This is a genomic window from Kutzneria sp. NPDC051319 (genome assembly GCF_040682195.1).
In the GTDB taxonomy this organism is placed as follows: Bacteria; Actinomycetota; Actinomycetes; order Mycobacteriales; family Pseudonocardiaceae; genus Kutzneria.
In genome coordinates, this window is record NZ_JBFBAM010000026.1 from 89954 (window position 1) to 109075 (window position 19122).

The 19122-nt window shown below is 67.5% G+C and carries 22 protein-coding genes, 1 tRNA gene and 1 other RNA gene; 15 read left to right on the top strand and 9 right to left on the bottom strand.

Translation table 11 applies throughout. The features are described from left to right. Window positions 1-190: 190 nt before the first annotated feature. Window positions 191-1588: a hypothetical protein gene (locus AB0M73_RS25185; RefSeq protein WP_363894757.1), complete on the top strand. Its 1398-nt coding sequence runs from the start codon at window positions 191-193 to the stop codon at window positions 1586-1588. Here the strand turns inward: AB0M73_RS25185 and AB0M73_RS25190 are convergent. Continuing rightward, window positions 1585-2478: an aminoglycoside phosphotransferase family protein gene (locus AB0M73_RS25190; protein WP_363894760.1), complete on the bottom strand. Its 894-nt coding sequence runs from the start codon at window positions 2476-2478 to the stop codon at window positions 1585-1587. The genes AB0M73_RS25185 and AB0M73_RS25190 overlap by 4 nt on opposite strands. Window positions 2479-2888: 410 nt before the next feature. On the opposite strand from AB0M73_RS25190, the gene AB0M73_RS25195 reads away from it, so the two are divergent. Then, window positions 2889-3557, top strand: a complete 669-nt coding sequence (locus AB0M73_RS25195) for a 2'-5' RNA ligase family protein (protein WP_363894763.1) — start codon at window positions 2889-2891, stop codon at window positions 3555-3557. 3 nt (window positions 3558-3560) lie between these two features. On the opposite strand, the gene AB0M73_RS25200 is transcribed toward AB0M73_RS25195, so the two are convergent. Continuing rightward, entirely contained in the window at window positions 3561-3866 is a 306-nt protein-coding gene (locus AB0M73_RS25200) for a hypothetical protein (protein ID WP_363894766.1), read from the bottom strand. Window positions 3867-4156: 290 nt separating this feature from the next. Here AB0M73_RS25200 and AB0M73_RS25205 point away from each other — a divergent pair, with 290 nt between their 5' ends. Continuing rightward, window positions 4157-4342, top strand: a complete 186-nt coding sequence (locus tag AB0M73_RS25205; RefSeq protein ID WP_363894769.1) for a hypothetical protein — start codon at window positions 4157-4159, stop codon at window positions 4340-4342. 57 nt (window positions 4343-4399) lie between these two features. After that, window positions 4400-4597: a hypothetical protein gene (locus AB0M73_RS25210; protein ID WP_363894772.1), complete on the top strand. Its 198-nt coding sequence runs from the start codon at window positions 4400-4402 to the stop codon at window positions 4595-4597. Between the two features lie 38 nt (window positions 4598-4635). Here AB0M73_RS25210 and AB0M73_RS25215 read toward each other — a convergent pair whose 3' ends face one another. Further along, the gene (locus tag AB0M73_RS25215) at window positions 4636-5109 is read right to left on the bottom strand and encodes a hypothetical protein (protein WP_363894774.1); all 474 of its coding nucleotides are present in this window, start codon (window positions 5107-5109) and stop codon (window positions 4636-4638) included. Next, a complete protein-coding gene (locus AB0M73_RS25220; protein WP_363894777.1) occupies window positions 5099-5449 on the bottom strand; it encodes a hypothetical protein in 351 nt (116 codons plus the stop codon). Before AB0M73_RS25220 ends, AB0M73_RS25215 begins: the two co-directional genes overlap by 11 nt. Window positions 5450-5553: 104 nt before the next feature. On the opposite strand from AB0M73_RS25220, the gene AB0M73_RS25225 reads away from it, so the two are divergent. After that, window positions 5554-5991 (top strand): hypothetical protein, encoded by a 438-nt coding sequence (locus tag AB0M73_RS25225; RefSeq protein WP_363894779.1) that lies wholly within the window; start codon window positions 5554-5556, stop codon window positions 5989-5991. A gap of 721 nt (window positions 5992-6712) precedes the next feature. Here the strand turns inward: AB0M73_RS25225 and AB0M73_RS25230 are convergent. The 3 genes from AB0M73_RS25230 to AB0M73_RS25240 form a co-directional block, all read right to left on the bottom strand. Then, window positions 6713-7366, bottom strand: a complete 654-nt coding sequence (locus AB0M73_RS25230; protein WP_363894782.1) for a type II toxin-antitoxin system antitoxin SocA domain-containing protein — start codon at window positions 7364-7366, stop codon at window positions 6713-6715. Window positions 7367-7938: 572 nt separating this feature from the next. After that, entirely contained in the window at window positions 7939-8406 is a 468-nt protein-coding gene (locus AB0M73_RS25235) for a hypothetical protein (protein ID WP_363894785.1), read from the bottom strand. A gap of 3 nt (window positions 8407-8409) precedes the next feature. Continuing rightward, entirely contained in the window at window positions 8410-8943 is a 534-nt protein-coding gene (locus AB0M73_RS25240; RefSeq protein WP_363894788.1) for a hypothetical protein, read from the bottom strand. Between the two features lie 153 nt (window positions 8944-9096). On the opposite strand from AB0M73_RS25240, the gene AB0M73_RS25245 reads away from it, so the two are divergent. The 8 genes from AB0M73_RS25245 (at window position 9097) to AB0M73_RS25280 (ending at window position 18080) form a co-directional block, all read left to right on the top strand. Next, window positions 9097-11565: a lamin tail domain-containing protein gene (locus AB0M73_RS25245; protein ID WP_363894791.1), complete on the top strand. Its 2469-nt coding sequence runs from the start codon at window positions 9097-9099 to the stop codon at window positions 11563-11565. A 70-nt stretch (window positions 11566-11635) separates the two neighbouring features. Then, window positions 11636-12229, top strand: coding sequence for an XRE family transcriptional regulator (locus AB0M73_RS25250; RefSeq protein ID WP_363894793.1), 594 nt, complete (start codon window positions 11636-11638; stop codon window positions 12227-12229). Between the two features lie 36 nt (window positions 12230-12265). Next, complete coding sequence (locus AB0M73_RS25255) at window positions 12266-13387, top strand: FAD-dependent oxidoreductase (RefSeq protein ID WP_363894821.1); 1122 nt, start codon at window positions 12266-12268, stop codon at window positions 13385-13387. Then, window positions 13384-13575, top strand: a complete 192-nt coding sequence (locus tag AB0M73_RS25260; protein WP_363894795.1) for a 2Fe-2S iron-sulfur cluster-binding protein — start codon at window positions 13384-13386, stop codon at window positions 13573-13575. Before AB0M73_RS25255 ends, AB0M73_RS25260 begins: the two co-directional genes overlap by 4 nt. Beyond that, window positions 13572-14795: an FAD/NAD(P)-binding oxidoreductase gene (locus AB0M73_RS25265; protein WP_363894797.1), complete on the top strand. Its 1224-nt coding sequence runs from the start codon at window positions 13572-13574 to the stop codon at window positions 14793-14795. The genes AB0M73_RS25260 and AB0M73_RS25265 overlap by 4 nt, the downstream gene beginning before the upstream one ends. Continuing rightward, window positions 14792-15658, top strand: coding sequence for a dihydrodipicolinate synthase family protein (locus AB0M73_RS25270; protein ID WP_363894800.1), 867 nt, complete (start codon window positions 14792-14794; stop codon window positions 15656-15658). The genes AB0M73_RS25265 and AB0M73_RS25270 overlap by 4 nt, the downstream gene beginning before the upstream one ends. 1 nt (window position 15659) lies before the next feature. Continuing rightward, window positions 15660-16649 (top strand): proline racemase family protein, encoded by a 990-nt coding sequence (locus tag AB0M73_RS25275; RefSeq protein WP_363894803.1) that lies wholly within the window; start codon window positions 15660-15662, stop codon window positions 16647-16649. 12 nt (window positions 16650-16661) lie between these two features. After that, on the top strand, window positions 16662-18080 hold the full coding sequence (locus AB0M73_RS25280) for an aminopeptidase P family protein (RefSeq protein ID WP_363894806.1): 1419 nt from the start codon (window positions 16662-16664) through the stop codon (window positions 18078-18080). Here AB0M73_RS25280 and AB0M73_RS25285 read toward each other — a convergent pair. Continuing rightward, on the bottom strand, window positions 18058-18375 hold the full coding sequence (locus tag AB0M73_RS25285; protein ID WP_363894809.1) for a hypothetical protein: 318 nt from the start codon (window positions 18373-18375) through the stop codon (window positions 18058-18060). The genes AB0M73_RS25280 and AB0M73_RS25285 overlap by 23 nt on opposite strands. 96 nt (window positions 18376-18471) lie before the next feature. On the opposite strand from AB0M73_RS25285, the gene AB0M73_RS25290 reads away from it, so the two are divergent. Next, window positions 18472-18558, top strand: a tRNA-Ser gene (locus AB0M73_RS25290). A gap of 41 nt (window positions 18559-18599) precedes the next feature. Here AB0M73_RS25290 and AB0M73_RS25295 read toward each other — a convergent pair. Continuing rightward, entirely contained in the window at window positions 18600-18860 is a 261-nt protein-coding gene (locus AB0M73_RS25295) for a hypothetical protein (RefSeq protein WP_363894812.1), read from the bottom strand. Between the two features lie 73 nt (window positions 18861-18933). Between AB0M73_RS25295 and ffs the strand changes: the two genes are divergently transcribed. Then, an RNA gene (gene ffs, locus AB0M73_RS25300) (signal recognition particle sRNA small type) lies at window positions 18934-19028 on the top strand. Window positions 19029-19122 lie beyond the last annotated feature (94 nt).

Consider the following 19122-nt stretch of genomic DNA (forward strand, 5'->3'; position numbering starts at 1 on the left):
TCGCCCGGTGAGCGGATGCCGTCTGCATCTGCTGCTTGCTGCTCTGCCAACCGAGCGAAGCACCGGGGCTTGTTGTCTTGGCTCAAAGCAAACCGCTGGTCAGGGGGTGTGCGGCAGGGCGCACGAGGGGGCGCACATGTGCACGGGGGTGTGCGCACGACGCCGCAACTGGGGATGAGGTGACGTAGTCATGGCCGGCGAGAAGATGCCGAATGCACGCCTAGCCGCGGTCATGGCCGAGGCGGGCGTGAGCAACAAGGGTCTTGCGGCGCGGGTACGGGAGCTGGCAGCGGCCGACGGGCGCAGCATGACCCCAGACCACACCTCTGTCACGCGTTGGCTCAAAGGCACGATCCCGAACGACCCTGCGCCCAAGTACATCGCGAAAGCCTTGAGCATCAAACTCGGTAGGCGGGTAAGTCTCGCCGACATAGGTTTCGAGTCGGCATCGGCTGACGCGGAAGTCGACGTGATTGAAGACGGGGCGCAATATCAACAGGACGCCTTGGCTTCGGTGGCGCTGCTGGAGAAACTGACTGGTTCGGATCTTGACGATCAAGGCGCAGTACTGCATGCGGACTGGAATCGATCCGCGTCGTCTAACGCTATTACCGGCTACCTTTTCGGCCAGTCGCTCGAAGCCACCTTTAGTACGATCAGCCCCTCTGCGGGTTCCCCGCTGGCCGTTGCGATTCGGTCCACCGCTGCGCAACTGATGGACCTTGACTTTCGATTTGGCGGTGGGCACACCAGAAAGCTTCTGTTGTTTTATTTCAAATCGGAGGTAGCGCCTCAACTGAAGCTAAATCATCCTGAAGGTGTGCGCAGGGAGATCTTCAGTGCAGCAGCAGAGGTTGTCCAGCTACTCGGGTGGACAGCTTACGACGCTGGGCGTCATGGCGCGGCGCAGAGGTATTTCATGCAGGCCCTTCGGCTTGCGCGCGAGGCGGACGATCACATGCTTGGCGGCCGACTTCTTGGCAATCTGAGCCATCAGGCGAACTACCTTGGCAAATTCTCGGATGCGGTACAGTTTGCGCGCGCAGCGCAAACCGCAACCTTCGGTAAGGCCACTAACACCGTCGTTGCAAACTTCCTTGCAATGGAGGCGCGGGCCCTGGCGAGCAGTGGCCAGCAGCTTGAGTGTGTTAAGATACTCAATCGGGCCGAACAGTTCTTTGAGCAGCGGGTGCCGGAAGATGATCCGGACTGGATCGGCTACTTCAATGCTGAGGAACTCGCCGGAGAGGCGGCGCACTGCTTTCGAGACCTCCGGCGGCCTGAAGAGACGCGACTGTTCGCCACCAAGGCAATTGAACCAACCAACACGCCACCCCGAACCATGGCCTTCATTAATATGGTCATGGCTAGCGGCGCGCTGACAGCTGGAAATCTAGACGAGGCGGTAAGTCTCGCAGTAACGGCAGTCGACCTAGCAGGGCCGTTGCAGTCGAAGCGATACGTCCGTTACCTCACGGACTTTAGCGACGATCTGGCCGTTGCGCATGAGAAGGACCCCCTGACGGTATCGTTCAACGCTCGTGTCAAACTTTACTACCCTACCATTGATCTCGTAAAACGAGGCTAGAAGGGCTTCCAGGAGCCGGCGGCGCTTCCCGTGCGGATCGAGTGCATGCGATGCTCGTATTCGGCAGCAATTTCGGGCGACTCGGCAACATTTTGCATAAGCCATGTCGTCATTTTAATCTCGTGAACCTGTCGAAGTACGTCGAAACCGCTCCACTCGGTTACATCGTAGCCGTAAGCGGCAACAAACTGTCCGTATTGAGCATCGGTCCACCATCCCGCCGTGACGTACTCTGTGGCGGTCATTGATAGGTCCCATTCGGGGTGCTCCCATCCGAACCGCTCAAAGTCGATTATTGCCGCACCCTGACCGGTGATCATGAGATTTTGAACGTGCGCGTCTCCGTGCGTAGGGGCTTTGGGGAGGGGGAACTCAAGCTCTACTACAGCGTTACGTAGTTCGTCTAGCCTTGTGGATAGGAACGCTTTGTCTGCGTCATTTACTTGTGAGTTGACAATGCGGCGCTCTACCCGTTCTAGTATCGTCCCCTCGGGGAGGGTTACGGCGGTGGGCAACTGGAGGCCGTGCAACTGGCGGAGAATGGTCGCCAATGAGCAAATGTCGGACGGACCGCCGCGGCGACCCTCAATGAATTTCCAGAAGGTTACGGGATGCCCAGCAATGGACAGCGGCTGGTCATGATTGGTTACTCGGGCGGCTGGGAAGGCCTCATGTTCGAGCCATTTGGCGACCGACACCTCTTTGACGGCGTCAGTCCAATAGTCCATCGTGCGCGCAATGCGTACAACTATGTCGGTGCCCAAGAGATGGTAGATCGCGTTCTCGCCTAGCCGGAGCAACTCGGTGTTTCCTGCGTGCAGCCCGACCGATCGGCACGCCTCGTTCAGAACATCACGGCTCGACTCTGCGCCGAACGGCTGGCTACTCAATTTCCCTCCGACCGATATTCTGATCGCAATCGATGTCCGATGCCATTATGCGCCCGGTGACCAGGTCACGGTCGGCCAGCGGTCGCCCCCGGGCAGTTGTTCAGCCTGGACGGGCCGGTGCCAGTCCGCGGCGCTGCCGTCCCACACATGCTGCGGCACCGCTGGCGGGACCTTCAGCAGCATGGTGAGGCGCCCGGGGCCGGCGCATGAGCGCGGACCAGTCGGTCCAGCGCGGCCTGTTGTGCCGGCGTCCCGACCTACCGCCATGGTGATCCGGGCGTCGGACAGGGTGCGGCATCTAGCTATCGTCGCAAATGGTCAGTTGCTGCGTGATGGCGCAGCCGGGTTGTTACCGCATCGGACGTGGTGCTGCTCATCGGGCTGGTGCCGCGGTGGAAAGGGAACTGCTTGTGCACCGTTTTGCACCCGGCGTCGACTATCGCGGGCCACTGTGGGTCGTGCATCTGCTGCTCACCGACCTCGCCCTGGACCTGGGCGACGCCTGCGCCGACACCGTGCAGGCCTGGTGGGCCAGCTCCCCGGCCAACGCCTCACTGGAGCCGCCCTTGGAGGTACTCGACCGCCACCTGCGGCACCTCACCCTCGCCGCCGTCGCTGTCCCGGCGGACACGGTCGAGGTCGAGCAGCTGCACGCGGCGCTGACGATCGGCCTAGCCGACGTCCCGCCGGTTGAGCTCACCCTCGGCCCGCCGCTGGTCAACGACGTCGCCATCGAGCTCTACGTCCGGCCGACCGCCGCGCTGGCCAGGCTGCACGAGCGCGTGTCGGCGGCCATCACGCGCACTACCGGTGTGCCGCCGGCCGGCGGCGGTCGAGCATGGCGGCCGCACACGGCGTTGGCCTACTGCCGTCACGACGTCGACACCCACGGGCTGCAATCGCAGCTGCTGCGCACCCCAGGGCCGGCCGCCGGATTCCTAGAGCCGGTCACCACCTACGGACGCGAGGTCGCGCTGGTCAGGGAGGAAACGCACGCCCAAGTCGCCGACCAGCGGCCCGAAACGACTGGTCGACGGTTCGTGTGGCACGACGCCACCCGGCGAATCCCGCTGCGCTGAGGCCTACGTCAGCCAGCTCAGCGCGCCGAGCTCTCGATCGAGGGCGTCATCGTCGAACACCCCGCCGGCAGCGTCGGCCCCGACCGTACGCAACTGCTCCCGGACCACAGGATCGGCCAGCAGCTCCTGCACGGACTCGCCCCGGCCGGCCGCAACCCGCATCAGGTTCGTGATCAGCTCGTTCGCCCGCATCTCGCCCTCACGCATGATCGCCGCGAACTCGCCGGGCGAGAGGTGCTCGGCGTCGGCGGCCAGAGTGAAACGGGCCTTCACATGCGCTCGCCACAACCGCCTGACCTCGTCATCCACCGGCCTACCGTACGGGGGCATGGCGACAGTCGTGGCGCTGGCCGGGCGAGGGGAGCGCGGGGTCGCCCAGGCGGGTGCCTTGGGTGTGGACGACCCCGCTGTGACCTGCGTTGACTTCCCCTCGCAGCAGGTCAGGGCGCATAGTAGAACATATGGTCGGTAGTGACTCGATTGACCGGAGCAAGCGAGCCGATACAACCTCCGAACCTTGGCGGCCGGCCTGGGTCGACCTGACGGCGCTGTTTCCGCGGCCAGCTGGCGCTGATCGGCGGGTGACGGACGGGGTCGACGTGAGCCAGCCAGTGATGGGCCTTGTGCGGCAGTGGATCCAGGCGGACGGTGGTCTCTGGATCGGACGGTGCAACTACCGAATCCCCTACCTGGACGGACGCCCTGGCGGGCTTGACGCCCTTGACCAGTGGCTGCCGGAGACCGTGCTCGCACCCCGCATCACGCAAACCCACCGCGGCCTGTGAGCGTCCTTGCCGTGCGTGCTTCTTGACCTGTGGTGTTGTGGGAGCAACCATCGAACGATGGACATCCCGGCCGAACTGGCCCACCGCTGGCACGAGCGGCATGACCCCTGCCTGGCGGACGTCGAGGCCGGTGCTGGTCCGCTGGCCGCGGTCTACGAGCAGCTGCGGATGCTGGCCGCCCAGGACGGTGCGCACGAGCTCGAAGAGCGCCTCGGCCGGACAGCCCGGGGCCTGCGGGTACTGGCCGCCCTCTGAGCAGCACCGCGCACACCATGACCGGTCCTAGCGCAGGTTCAGGTCGTGTCGACGAGGGCGTTGCGGGGAAAACCGAACTCCAGCAGGTGCCACCGGTCCAGGCGCTGCCCGTGCAGCACCGACGCGGATCCGGACCGTTTCCGCACCAGGTCGGCGAATCCGGCGCGCAACGGCACTCCCCAGAACGCCAGCCCGCCGGACGTGCCGACCACGATGAGGTCGCCGTTGGTCGCCCAGGCCCCCTCGCGGAGCTCGTAGTTGATGTCCAGCAGGAACCCCTCCACGTACTGGAGTCGGCGCTCGCGGGCCTGGCGGGCGACGCCGGAGAACCCACCCGCTGGCAGCGGCGCGACCGTGGGCAGGTACCAGCGTCCGGCCTGGATGACCAGGTCCTCCACCGACCCGTACACCCACAGCCCGGCCGCCGCTTGAGCTCGGGTCGGCGCGGCGCGGCGATCGAGCTCGGCCAGCAGGTGCTTGTCGGCCTCGCTGATCAGTTCATCAGGGCACATCGACGTTCCTTCGGTACCAGTCGAGCACGATCTCGGCGACCTCGGGTTCGAGCAGGTCGACCTGGCCCAGGCCGGCGCCGGGCCGGTAGGCGGTGACCAGCTCGGCGGTCATGGCCACCAGCAGCACGAAGTAGTCGGGCCGGTCGCCGAACAGGCCGTGAGCGCCGGTGGGGTCGTAGGTGATGGGCACGCCGGCCAACAGCAGGCGCTCGTAGAGGTCGCCGGCCGGCCAGCGCTCCAGCTCGGCGTCGTCGACGTTGACCAGGACCACAACGTCGACGGCGACCAGGAACCGCTCCCATACCACCTCCACGTGTTCATCGTCGCTGCTCAGCGGCATGTCGGCAGTGGACACGATCGGGGGTTCACCCGCTGTCGCGCGCATTTCCACCGGCCGTGATCAGCAAGGATGGCGGCAGGTACTGCGATCGGGGAGGGCACGACATGGCAGCGACCGCGGCGGTGACGGCGGAGGAGCTGGAGAAGGGCGCACGGGACTGGTTCGACCGCCACAAGAAGGCGTCGACAAACGAGCAAGTCGGCACGCTGGTGGTGGCCTCGCTGGAGTTGGTCAAGGCCGTGGTGACGCTGCTGACCGAGGCCGGGATCGAGGTCGCCCAGACACCGCCGGTTCGACGTCTACCCGATGTCCCACGGTGGGAGTACGGGGCGCTGACTGGCACCCACGGCGGGCAGCCGGTGGTCGTGCCGCTGGTACCGGCGTCACCGGAGATCAGGCTGTTCGCCCCGACGGAGGGCCAGGCGGTGGGGGACCTCGTGGCAACCGTGACGGTACCGAGCGAGCAAATCGAGAAGGGCGGGTGGGTCCCAGCGGCTGCTATCGCCAATCAGCTTCGGCCAGCTCTTTCCGCCGTCAGCTAAACTCTACCCTCGCAACAGTGTCGTGATACGTCGGCATACATGCTTCTTCGCTTGGCTACTAGCTCGGATTCGGCGGCTTCATAGATCGAATAGAGTATTGGGAGCGGGCGGCCCTGATAAGGGAAACAAAGCGAGACGGACTTAGGACGGTACTGTGACAGTCCAGCCTGCCCTCCTTGCTTGCTTTCAAAAACCCGCGATCGCGTGTAACGCAGTAGACGCGAGCAAGCGGGTCGATGGCAGACAAGCGTCGGCAGGCTCCGTAGACCATGCCATCTTCGTAGTCCAACGGAGGATTTCCATCTGGGAAGTGATCCCCGAGAGTGCCACCGTTAGACCGATGCAGTACGCCGTAAACCAAGTCGGCTACTAGCGAACGGGCGTCGTCGATACTCCATCCGAGCCCACGGTAACCCGTCTCAATGTCCAGGTTGGTCGACTGGGTAGCTTTACTAAGGGTGATGCGGTCAATATGTGAATTGGTCCATACTTCAACCGTTTCTGCGCCCGCAAAGCGGCCAGATGTACATGTGGCGACGGCTCGAAGCGAGTCATACGCCCGATCGGTCGGATGTGGCACAGACTCCTTCGCGAGCTGTGCGGCGAGCTTGTCAAAGTTTGACCACGCGAACGGCGCTCCAACAAGCGAGGCTATATCAAGATAGATGTTGCAGTCGAACACGACGACGTGCCTCTGCGGTTCATCGCTCGCTGCCATCTATCACAAATCCGAATAGGCGCGCCAGGGCTCCAGGTGGATGCCGCGGCCGTCACCCTTATCTGCCGACTCCAGACTAGCTCCACCCCAAGGGTCCTCGCCGGGGTCATCGTCTTCCGGGAAGGAATCTAGAATCGCATCGATGTCGACCGACTCATCTCGCGCGCCACGAATATAAACTCCGCCGATTGCGAGATCGGCGGCGGTCCGGCCTCCTAGCTTCCGGTTGGCGCGATAGTACGCAGCCATATCTTCGGTGCTAATGGCCGTTCTACACTCGGCGTCCGGTGGGAGATCTCCGCGCGCGTTCAACCATGGCTGCTCCACATGTGTAAGAGCGCTCAGTTCCTCACCCGACATTGAGCCGTAGCGGGCCAGTACAAGGTCAATCAGATTGGAGGTCATCTCATCAAGGTGGATGTGACCCGTGTGCTGAGCGTTGGCGCTACGAGTCGCCTGGTCACGCCGGGAATGCCAAACCTGTGGGACAACCGGGCCTTGCTTCCAGGCTTTGATCTGCTCTGGAAACAATGGCTCGTCTGTTACGGCTAGATGCCATGCCTGGACGTAATACAGAAGCTTCTGGAGCCGCATCGCGTCGGACCACGGGGCCGAGCGCTCAAGGATTACGGATGCAACATCATCAGCTGTCAGCATCTGCACCACCTCTCGCTCATGATCCCGCCGCCACGACGCCTGTCGCGTCAGTCTGGCACGCACCACAACCCTGGACGTACCACCACAACCAAGTCTAGCCAAACAGCCGATCCTACACGGAGTGTAACGCTCGCGCCAAGCCGCGTTAGCTGAGAGTGATGACTCGTCGCTGAAAGTGACACGACCATCGCCTGCTTGAGTTACGTCGCCAACTTGTCCCTTCACTGCGATCCTAGTCGAAAGTGTTGTCGACTATGTACCGCTGAACAGGCGACGGTCCAGATTTGCGGAGCTCCTGTGCGTCGGGAGAGCCGACATGCCACTCGTGAGGCAGCGGCTGTTCTGCTGTGCGTCACCGGTGCAATGATGGTTGCAATCGCCCCGGTTCGCTGCTGATCGCTCCAAGACGGCGTGGACCTCCGACCAGGCGAGACGTCCTCAGCGATCCCTACCGGTCGGCCGGTCGCAGACCTCGAAAGCGTGTGAGGGGCAACCCTCCGTGGGTTCAAATCCCACCGCCACCGCTGCACGAAGCCCCGGCAACCGAACCAGGTTGCCGGGGCTTCGTCGTATCAGCGGGGCACGACGGGGCGGTAGTGCGCCCGAAAGACCGTCATCAGGCCAATGGTGCCGTAGGCGGCCAGCACCCAGCCGGCGATGATGCGGAACTGGGCGGCTTCGGCGGCGTGGTACTTGGCCTCGGTCACGGCCCAGACGTGCGAGTGCGAGCGCAGATGGAGCGGAGTGTCGGGAGAACCGTAGAAAGCGCCATTGATGAAGGCGACCATGCCGAGAACCCAGAGCGCGACGCACAGGAGGGCCAAGCGCTTGGCGGCGGGGGAGAAGCGGTGCAGCTTCCGGTACGTGCCGTCGTCGCCGGTGCCGCGCCAGACGACGATGGCGATCAAGCCGGCGGGGATGGCGGTGAGGCCCATGGCCAGGTTGCTGATCGGCAGGGCCGAGCCGAAGACCAGGGACAGCACGAGGGCGATCACGGCCCAGGCCGCGCCCACGAGCAAAGCGAAGATCAACCACTTCACGGTTCAGTCCTCGGGTGTGGAGTTGTCGAAGTCCCGCCACAGCTTGACGCGCGGTTCCGCCGGAGGCGGCGCGGGCGGCCTCGGTGGGGGACCGAGGTTGAGGGACGCCAGGCAGAGCATGGCCATCACGGCGAGGAAGGCCACCGCGACGGCGGCGACGAGGCGGGGGATGCTGGCCATGGCCTCGGCGTACTCGGTGGCGGTGTAGATGGTCTTGTGACCGTGATTGTTGGTCACGTACTGCCCGTTCTCGTAGCTGGGGAAGCCACGCGGCACCATGCTCAGCCCGCCGATGAGGGCAACGACGGCCAGCATGATCAGGACGAGCCGCCACACCGGGGGCACGGCCACGAACCCGCGCCACAGCTGCTCCTTGGCGTCGACCATGAGCATCAACGGTGGGATGGCGGCGAACCCGGGCAGCAGGAACAGCACGGTGACGGCCACAGGCAGCTCGATGCCAGGCGCGATCGACAGGATGACCAGGACGAGCAGGCACGCGGCCTCCGCCGCCAACAAGCGCCCCCACCACTTCACGGGTCGACGGTAGATCGGCGATCCGCCCGATATGCGGGAAACGACGGAAGTTGCCGCCCTTCGTACTACCAGGTAACCGTTGTGCAAAAGCCTTCCGGTGTTCACTCGACCGGGGGAGGATGCCCCGACCACTGAGCTAGTAGGAGGACGAGGGTGACCCCATCTCCACACCGCCGCAGAGCCCTGGCCGGCACGGCGGTGACCGCGCTGTTGTCGGCCGGACTGGTCGTCACGGCGGCCCCGGTGTCGGCGGCGCCGAGCGCTGATGCCCTGATCGCCGAGGTGTACGGGGGCGGCGGCAACGCCGGTGCCACCCTGACCTCCGACTACGTCGAGTTGGCCAACCGGTCCACGGCGGCGGTGTCGGTGGACGGCTGGAGCGTGCAGTACCTGCCGGCGGCGCCGAAGCCGACGAGCACCTGGCAGACGACGGCCCTGACGGGCAGCATCGCCGCGGGCGCGAAGTACCTGGTCGGCGAGGCCAAGAGCGCCGGCGGCACGACGGCGCTGCCGACGGCCGACGCGACCGGCAACATCAACATGTCGGCGACCGCGGGCACGGTGGCCCTGGTGAGCGGCAAGGACCCGCTGACCTGCCTCACGGCGGCGGACTGCGCGGCCGATCCCCGGGTGCACGACCTGGTGGGCTTCGGCGGCGCGGTGGTCGTGGAGGGCGCGAGCGCCCCGGCCCCGAGCAACACGGCGGCGGTGTCCCGCACGGCGGGCGACACCGACGACAACTCCAAGGATTTCACCGCCGGCGCGCCCGCCCCGACCAACAGCAAGGGCGAGACGACCGGCGGCGGCACGACCCCGCCGCCGACCGGCGTGCCGGCCCGCATCCACGACATCCAGGGCACGACCCGTCTCTCGCCGCTGGTCGGCAAGCAGGTCAGCGACGTGCCGGGCATCGTGACGGGCGTGCGCACGTTCGGCAGCAGCCAGGGCTTCTTCTTCCAGGACCCGAGCCCGGACAACGACCCGCGCACCAGCGAGGGCATCTTCGTCTACACCGGATCGAAGGCCGCCGCGGTCAAGCCCGGCGACGCGATCACGGTGGCCGGCAAGGTCTCGGAGTTCTACCCGGACGAGTCCGGCGCGAAGTCGCTGTACCAGTCCAACACGGAGCTCGACTCGGCCACGGTCACGGTGGTCTCCTCGGGCAACCCGTTGCCGGCGGCGGAGATCCTGCACCCGGACACGGTGCCGACGGCGTTCGCGCCGACCGGCGGCAACATCGAGGGCCTTCCGCTGGAGCCGGACAAGTACGCGCTGGACTTCTTCGAGTCGCGTGAGGGCATGCGGGTCGAGGTGGACGACGCCCGTGTGGTCGGCGCGACCGACAAGTACAACGAGCTGTACGTGACGACGAAGCCGGCGCAGAACCCGAGCGTCCGCGGCGGCACGGTCTACCTGGGATACGACGACAACAACGCCGGCCGGCTCGAGGTGCAGTCGCTGATCCCGTTCGCCCAGACGCCGTTCCCCGTGGCGAACGTGGGCGACAAGCTCACCGGCGCCACCGCGGGCCCGCTGGACTACACCCAGTTCGGCGGCTACGTGGTCCAGGCGACGCAGTTGGGCGACCTCGTCTCGGGCGGACTCAAGCCGGAGACCACCTCCAAGCAGACCGTGGACGAGCTGGCGGTGGCCACGTACAACGTGGAGAACCTGGCGCCGACCGACCCGCAGGCCAAGTTCGACCGCCTGGCCGGCAACCTGGTGCACAACCTGGCCGCGCCGGACATCGTGTCGCTGGAGGAGATCCAGGACAACTCGGGGGCCACCGACGACGGCGTCGTCGCCGCGGACCAGACGCTGCAGAAGTTCGCGGACGCCGTGGTGGCCGCGGGCGGCCCGCAGTACAAGTGGACGGAGATCGATCCGACGAACGACGCCGACGGCGGCCAGCCGGGCGGCAACATCCGGATCGCCTTCTTCTACAACGCCAAGCGGGTGTCCTTTGTGGACCGTCCGGGTGGCGGCGCCACCACCGCGACCACGATCGTCAACAACCACGGCCAGGCCGAGCTCTCGGTCTCGCCGGGTCGTGTCGACCCGACCAATACGGCGTGGAACGCCAGCCGGAAGCCGCTGGCCGCGGAGTTCAGGTTCCAGGGCCGCGAGGTCATCGTGATCGGCAACCACCTGGTGTCCAAGCTCGGCGACCAGCCGGACGTGGGCCGCAACCAGCCGCCGTCGCGCAGCTCGGAGGTGCAGCGCGGTCAGCAGACGGCGGCGCTGCGCGCGTTCGTCGACCAGATCCTGGCCGTGAACAAGAAGGCCAACATCGTCATCCCCGGCGACTTCAACGACATGCAGTTCTCGCCGACGGTGGCCACCCTCACCGCCGGCGGCAAGTTGCGTGACCTGGTGAACGAGCTGCCCGCGAACCAGCGGTACAGCTACGTCTACCAGGGCAACTCGGAGGTGCTCGACCACCTGCTGGTCAGCACCGCGCCGCGTGGCGTGGAGTACGACGTGGTGCACGTCAACGCCGAGTTCGCCGACCAGGCCAGCGACCACGACCCGCAGGTGGTCCGGTTCCGGCCGAGCACCGGCAACGAGCTGCTGGACCAGCTGCTCGACCTGGCGCACTGCTTCGCGCCGCCGGCCAGGTAACACACCGCTTGGAAGGGACCTTTCCTGACGTTGAACGTCAGGAAAGGTCCCTTCATGTCATTGTGGGGACGTGACTCAGCCGAGGGCCGGCCAGGTGCTGGCGGCGAACCTGAAGGTGCTGCGCGACCGCAGCGGCCTGTCGCTGTCCGAGCTGGCCCGCCGGTCCGGCATCGCCAAGGGCACGCTGTCCCAGCTGGAGTCCGGCGCCGGCAACCCGACGATCGAGACCGTGTTCAGTTTGTCGAACGCATTGAGCGTGCCGGTGTCGAGCCTGCTGACGCTGCGCAGCGACCCGGACGTGGTGCTGATCCGCTCGGCCGACCTGGAGGTGCTCAGCGGCAACGCGGTCGACCTGCGGATGCTGCGGCGCCTGGACGTGACCGAGACCGTGTTCGAGATGTACGACCAGCGGGTGCGGCCCGGGCAGCAGCAGCACTCCGACGGCCACCCCGGGATCGAACACGTCACGGTGGTCGCCGGCCGCCTGCTGATCGGACCGCCCGAGGAGCCGTACGAACTCGGGCCGGGCGACTACGTGAGCTTCCCGGCCGACCGCCCGCACATGTACCGCGCGGTCGACGGGCCGGTGCTGTCCGTGCTGCTGCTCCAGTACCCGGCCGACGCCGGCCCGCCGGCCTTGACCTGCGCCACCTCCAACCCGTAGCGTTCATTTTAACGAACGGAGGTGGCCGTGCACGTGGTGGTCGTCGGAGCCGGGGTGATCGGCGCGGCCTGCGCCGAGGCGCTCAGCGCGGCCGGCGCCACGGTCACCGTGGTCGACCGCAGCGGCCCGGCCGCGGGCACGACCGGCGCCGGCGAGGGCAACGTGCTCGTCTCCGACAAGGAACCCGGCCCGGAACTCGAACTGGCGCAGGCCTCCCGCCGCCAACTCCCGGAGCTGCTGGCCAAGCTGGCCGCGGAACTCGGGCAGGCCGATGTGGAGTGGCAGCCCAAGGGCGGTCTCGTCGTGGCCACCACCGATCCCCAGCCGTTGCACGATTTCGCCGCACGACAACGAGAAGCCGGCGTGCAGGCCCACCCGATCACCGCACGCGAGGCGTTCGAGCTGGAGCCGAACCTCACCCGCGAGATCACCGCGGCCGTCCACTATCCCGAGGACGGCCAGGTGCAACCCGTGCTGCTGGCCACCACGCTGCTCTCCGCCGTGCGGCAGCGTGGCGGCCAGCTCCTTTCCGGAGTGACCGCGACCGGCGTCACCAAGCACGCCTTGCTGACGGACAGCGGCGTCATTGCCTGCGATCACGTCGTCAACGCCGCCGGTCCGTGGGCCGGCGACTTCGCGGCCAAGGCCGGCGCGCCGATCCCGGTGCTGCCTCGGCGCGGCCTGGTCCTGGTGACGACGCCGGTCGTGGATCTGGTGCGGCACAAGGTGTACGACGCCGACTACGTCGGCGCGGTGGCCAGCGGCGACGCCGATCTCCAGACCTCGACGGTGGTGGAATCGACGCCCGCCGGCACGGTGCTGATCGGCTCCAGCCGCCAGCGCGTCGGCTTCGACGACACCATCCAGGTCGACGTCCTGCGCGAGCTGGCCCGCAAGGCGATCCGGCTCTTTCCCAAGCTACGGAACATCAATGTCATGCGGGCCTACGGCGGGTTCCGGCCGTACCTGCCGGACCATCTGCCGGTCATCGGCGAAGACCACCGCGTGCCGGACCTCTGGCACGCCACCGGCCATGAGGGCGCCGGCATCGGCCTGGCGGTGGCCACCGGCCGCCTGCTCGCGGAGCTCATGACCGGCAGGACGCCGCACATCGACCCGAAACCGTTCCGCACGGACCGACCCGGGCTGGCGCTGTGAACGTCACGGTCAACGGCGAATCGCGGAAGGTCGAACCCGGTCGGACGATCGCGGCGGTGGTGCCGAATGTCGGCGTCTTCTGCGCGATCGGCGTCTGCCACGGCTGCCTCGTCACGGTCAACGGCCTGCCGGATGTCCGTGCGTGCCAACGGGTTCTGCACGAGGGTGACGAGGTGGTCACGCGATGACCGTCGTTGTGGTCGGTGCCGGGCCGGCCGGCGTCAACGCGGCCGTCACGGCGGCGCGGGCCGGGCAGGACGTGCTGCTGATCGACTCCGCGCCGAGGATCGGCGGCCAGTATCACCGGCAATCCTTCCGTGCCAAGGAAATCCGCGTAGCCCACGACCGCGTGAAGCATCTGCCGGACACGAGCGTCTGGGCGATCGAGGGTAACCGCCTGCACCTCACCGGATCCCGCGTCGTCACGGCGTCACAACTGATCCTGGCCACCGGCGCCTACGATCGCACCCTGCCGTTCCCCGGCTGGGACCTGCCCGGCGTGTACACCGCCGGTGCGGCGCAGGCGATGGCCAAAGGGCAGGGAATTGCCTTGGGCCGCAACGTGATCGTCGCCGGCACCGGGCCCTTCCTGCTGCCGGTCGCGAGCTCGCTCATGGACGTCGGCGCCAAGGTCCGGGTGTTCGAGGCGAATTCGCCATCAACAACGTGGCCGGGCGAAACAAGAGCGCTGATCGCTGGTCGCCGCAAACTCGTGGAGCTGGCCCAGTACGCCAAGGTTGCGCCCTACTACCGTGAACGCACGGCGGTCATCGCCGCCCACGGTGACGACCGGGTCCGCGAGGTCACCGTCGCGAAGCTCGACAGGGACTGGAATCCCCTACAGACCAAGAGGATCCCGGTTGACGCCGTCTGCGTCGGCTACGGCTTCGTGCCGCAGTTGGAACTGGCGATCTCCGCCGGTTGTCGGATCGGCAACGGCTTCGTGGAGGTCGACGAGGATCAGCGCACCTCGGTGCCGTGGATCTTCGCCGCCGGCGAGATCACCGGCATCGGCGGCGCGGAACTGGCCGCGCGCGAAGGCATCAGAGCCGGCGCCGCGGCGGCGGGCGTGCAGCTCGGCCTCACCGTCGACCGGCGCTTCGCCGAGGCCTTGACCAGGGTGTATCCCGTCAAGGACGGCTGGCGGGGCTGGCTGACCGACGACACGATCATCTGCCGCTGCGAACGCGTCACGCACCGGAAACTCCGGACGGCGGCGGAAAACCTCACCGCGACCCGGGCCGTGAAGCTGGCCAGCCGGGCCGGCCTCGGTGTCTGTCAGGCCCGGATCTGCGGTCACACCGTCGCCGACCTGCTCGACCTGGACCCCACCGCCTTCGCCCGCCGGCCGATCGCCACCCCGATCCCGCTCGGCGACCTCGCCGCCAATCCCGTGGAGGAGCCATGATCTTCGATGGAGTGGTCGTCGCGACCGCCCTGCCGTACCACGACGACCTGAGCGTCGACCTCGACCGCTACGCCGAGCACTGTCGCTGGCTGATCGACAACGGCTGCCACGGCATCGGCCCGAACGGCTCCCTCGGCGAGTACTCGTCCCTCACCGACGACGAGCGCCGGGCCGTGGCGCGCACGGCGATCGAGACCGTTGGCGACGACGGCATCGTGGTGGTCGGCGTGCACGCCCCCGGCTCGCACCAGGCCCGGCGCTGGGCCGAACTGGCGGCCGAGGACGGCGCGGACGGCCTGCTCTGCCTGCCGCCGACCATGTACCGGGCCAACGACTCCGAGGTGATCAACCACTTCGCGGCCGTGGCGGAAGTGGGCCTGCCGGTGATGGTCTACAACAACCCCTTCGACACCAAGGTCGACCTCACGCCGACGCTGCTGCGCGAGATCGCCCAGATCGACAACGTCCTGGCGGTCAAGGAGTTCTCCGGCGACGTCCGCCGCGTGCTGGAGATCCGTGAACAGGCTCCGGAGCTCGCGGTGATCGCCGGCGCCGACGACGTGCTGCTCGAAGCCGTGCTGATGGGCGCGACCGGCTGGTTCGCCGGCTTCCCCAACGCCTACCCGGCCGAGTCGGTGGAGTTGTTCACCCTGGCCAAGGAGGGTCGTCTCGAAGAGGCGCGCAAGCTGTACGAGCGGCTCGTCGCGGTGTTCCGTTGGGACTCGCGCACCGAGTTCGTGCAGGCCATCAAGTACGTGATGGACAAGCTCGGTCGCTACGGCGGTCCCTGCCGTCCGCCGCGCGGGCCGCTGACCGAGGCGCACCGCAAGCAGTTGGACGCCGATCTCGCCCGGGTGGTCTGACGTGCGGGCCAGCAGGTACTTCACCGCCGTCGACTCGCACACCGAGGGCATGCCGACGCGGGTGGTCACCGGCGGTCTTTCGCCGATCCCCGGCGCCACCATGGCCGAGCGGCGCGAGTACTTCATCAAGAACATGGACCACATCCGGCAGTTCCTGGTGAACGAGCCGCGGGGGCACGCCGCCATGAGCGGCGCGATCCTGCAACCGCCGACCCGGCCGGACGCGGACTGGGGCGTCCTCTACATCGAGGTCTCCGGCTGCCTGCCGATGTGCGGTCACGGCACGATCGGCGTCGCGACCGTGCTGGTCGAGACCGGCATGGTCGAGGTCACGGAGCCGGTCACGACCGTGCGGCTGGACACCCCGGCGGGCCTGGTCGTCGCCGAGGTGACCGTGCGAGACGGCCGCGCGGAGTCGGTGCGGTTCCAGAACGTGCCGGCGTACGTCCACGAGCTCGACGCCGTGGTGGACGTGCCGGGGCTGGGCGCGGTCCGCTACGACATGGCCTACGGCGGCAACTTCTATGCCATCCTGCCGATCGAGTCGATCGGCATCTCCTTCGACGTCAAGGAGAAGGACCGGATGCTGGCGGCCGGACTGTCCATAATGGACGTCATCAACGCTGTCCGGAAACCCGTGCACAAGGAAGATCCCGGCATCGCCGGCTGCAAGCACGTGCAACTCGTCGCACCCGGCCGAAACGGCGGCGACGCCCGCAACGCCATGGTCATCCACCCCGGCTGGTTCGACCGGTCGCCGTGTGGAACCGGCACCAGCGCACGGATGGCGCAGCTGCACGCCCGCGGCCAGTTGCCGCTGAACACCGACTTCGTCAACGAGTCGTTGCTGGGCACACGCTTCATCGGACGGCTTGTGGCCGAGACATCACGGGGCGTGACTCCGACGATCGAAGGCCGCGCCTGGGTTACCGGCATGGCACAGTACCTGCTGGACCCAACCGACCCGTTTCCGAACGGGTTCACGCTGTGAGGAGTGCTCGACATGACTGATCGGCCGGCGAGGCGAGACCCGTCCAGGCTGGTCGAGGCGACCGGCTTTCGATCCTCGGTCGGAACCGGCTGGGGCGATGTCGCCCGCGAGGTCCGGCTGACCCCGGGCGCCGCGGAGGCCGCCGCCGCGCACCGCGCACGGCTGTCCGCGGAGTTCCCGGGCCAGCGCATCGCGGTCGCCGCCGGCCGGGCCCCGGTCCGCGCCAACGACACCGACTACGACTTCCGCCCCGACAGCGACTTCGCGTGGCTCACCGGCTGCAACGCCGAAGGCGCCGTGCTGCTGATGCTGCCCGTGTCCGGCGGGCACGAGACCGTGCTGCTGCTGCGCGAGCCCGCCCGTCCCGGGGATCCGGAGTTCTTCGGCAGCGCCCGTGACGGCGAGCTGTGGATCGGGCCCGTGCCCGGCCTGGCCGAGTGGAGCGAGGCCCTCGGCGTGGCGTGCCGGCGTGTCGAGGACCTGCCCGGCCTGCTGCGTGGCCAGCACCCGGCGGTCAACGCGACCGGCGGCGTCGAGCCGATGCTGGACGCCCTTGGCTACGGCAACAGCTCCACCCTGCGCACCGCGCTGGCCGAGCTGCGCCGGATCAAGGACGCGTGGGAGATCGGCCAGCTCCAGGCCGCCGTCGACGCCACCGTGCTCGGCTTCGCCGAGGTGGCCGCCGAGCTGCCGATGGCGATCAAGGGCGGCGGCGAGCGCTGGCTCCAGGGCACCTTCGACCGGCGCGCCCGCACCAGCGGCAACGCCCCCGGCTACGCCTCGATCCTGGCCGCCGGGCCGCACGCGCCCGTGCTGCACTGGGTTCGCTGCGACGGCGACGTGCCGGCCGACGGGCTGCTGCTCATGGACGCCGGCGTCGAGGTCAACACCTACTACACCGCCGACGTGACCAGGACCTTCCCCGTTAGCGGCAAGTTCAGCGACCCGCAGCGGCAGGTGTACGAGTTGGTGCTCAAATCCCACCTTGCCGCCATGGCCGACGTGCGGCCCGGCGCCGAGTACCGGGCCTTCCACCGGACCGCCATGCGCGTGCTGGCCGAAGGCCTGCACGACTGGGGCCTGCTGCCCGTCTCCGTCGACGAGGCGCTGGACTCCGACGGGCAGCACCACCGGCGGTACATCGTCTGCGGCGTGGGCCACTTCCTCGGGCTAGAGGTGCACGACTGCGCCAAGGCCCGGGCCGAGGCCTACCACGACGGCAGCCTCGTCGCCGGCATGGCGCTGACCGTCGAACCGGGGCTGTACTTCCACCCCAACGACCTCACCGTGCCCCCGGAGCTGCGCGGCCTCGGCGTGCGCATCGAGGACGACCTCGTCGTCACCGACACCGGCGCCGACGTGCTCTCCAGCGCGCTGCCCATCACCGCCGCCGGCGTCGAGGAATGGGTCAGCGGCTGTCTTCGGGGCTGACCAGATCCAGCTCCAGCTGCGGCGACACGTGATCGGCCGCTGCCTGCCTCACATGCGGCGAGCGCAGGCAGCGGCCACACGTCACCGGGTCGTTCGTCGGCACGAACCGGGTGAAGTCCCAGGTGCCGGTGCCCACATGGCAGCCGGGGGCCGGGATCAGCATCTCGCCCAGCCAGCGCTGTAAATGCACCGCGTGCACAGTCGTAGAGCTGCCCAGCCGCCCGTTGCGCTGGTCGAACCGGCCTCGGGCGTGGGCTGCCGTCCCCTCCAGGAGCGCGCTCAGCGGATCCGTCACCCCACCAGCCTGGCACGCGGGTCTGACATTCGCCGCCACAGAGCAGCTGACCAGCCGTTTTGGCTGGTCAATACCCCCTCGGGTAAGGTCTCTCGCGGAGGATTCGCATAGTGGCCTAGTGCGCACGACTGGAAATCGTGTTGGGGATTAAACCCCTCACGGGTTCAAATCCCGTATCCTCCGCAGGTCAGAGGCCCCACCGACAGGTGGGGCCTCTGCTGTTTTCAGCTGCGGGCGCGGGTGCCGGCGTAGACGTACTTCCAGCGGCCGTGGGTGGGCTCGGCCGGCCGCTCGTAGACGATCACCGGTGACGCGGCCAGCGCAGCCTTGAGCTTCTCGCGGTTGCGTTCCTTGGGCAGCTGCGGGTACTCCCAGCGCGGCAGCATCGGGACGCCGTCCCGCTGCGCCGGGACCTTGATCGTCCGGCCGTCCTCGGGACCGCCGAACAGCTCGATGTCGATCTCAAGCCGTGTGTCCTCCGCCATGGCCCGGCATCCTGCTCCCGATCCGGCGGCACCGCCCCCCGAAGCACCCGGTCGAGCGACCCGCTACACTGAACCCGGACCTCGTGCGGTGTCCATCCTGTGAACCTCCCCAGGGCCGGAAGGCAGCAAGGATAAGCGGGCTCTGACAGGTGCGCGGGGTCCCCTTCACTTTGGAACGCCCCCTGCCCGCAAAGAGCGCGGGTAGGGGGCGTTCCGGTTTGTTCTGGGGGGCGACCCCCAGACCCCCGATGTGGGGGCGAAG

What these genes read in the sequence shown, in the direction of transcription:
- AB0M73_RS25220 (WP_363894777.1), bottom strand. Translation starts at nt 5,449, where the DNA reads ATGCCGCTGAGCAGCGACGATGAACACGTGGAGGTGGTATGGGAGCGG.
- AB0M73_RS25230 (WP_363894782.1), bottom strand. Translation starts at nt 7,366, where the DNA reads ATGCTGACAGCTGATGATGTTGCATCCGTAATCCTTGAGCGCTCGGCC.
- AB0M73_RS25295 (WP_363894812.1), bottom strand. Translation starts at nt 18,860, where the DNA reads ATGGCGGAGGACACACGGCTTGAGATCGACATCGAGCTGTTCGGCGGT.
- AB0M73_RS25185 (WP_363894757.1), top strand. Translation starts at nt 191, where the DNA reads ATGGCCGGCGAGAAGATGCCGAATGCACGCCTAGCCGCGGTCATGGCC.
- AB0M73_RS25265 (WP_363894797.1), top strand. Translation starts at nt 13,572, where the DNA reads ATGACCGTCGTTGTGGTCGGTGCCGGGCCGGCCGGCGTCAACGCGGCC.
- AB0M73_RS25280 (WP_363894806.1), top strand. Translation starts at nt 16,662, where the DNA reads ATGACTGATCGGCCGGCGAGGCGAGACCCGTCCAGGCTGGTCGAGGCG.
- AB0M73_RS25225 (WP_363894779.1), top strand. Translation starts at nt 5,554, where the DNA reads ATGGCAGCGACCGCGGCGGTGACGGCGGAGGAGCTGGAGAAGGGCGCA.
- AB0M73_RS25215 (WP_363894774.1), bottom strand. Translation starts at nt 5,109, where the DNA reads ATGTGCCCTGATGAACTGATCAGCGAGGCCGACAAGCACCTGCTGGCC.
- AB0M73_RS25210 (WP_363894772.1), top strand. Translation starts at nt 4,400, where the DNA reads ATGGACATCCCGGCCGAACTGGCCCACCGCTGGCACGAGCGGCATGAC.
- AB0M73_RS25270 (WP_363894800.1), top strand. Translation starts at nt 14,792, where the DNA reads ATGATCTTCGATGGAGTGGTCGTCGCGACCGCCCTGCCGTACCACGAC.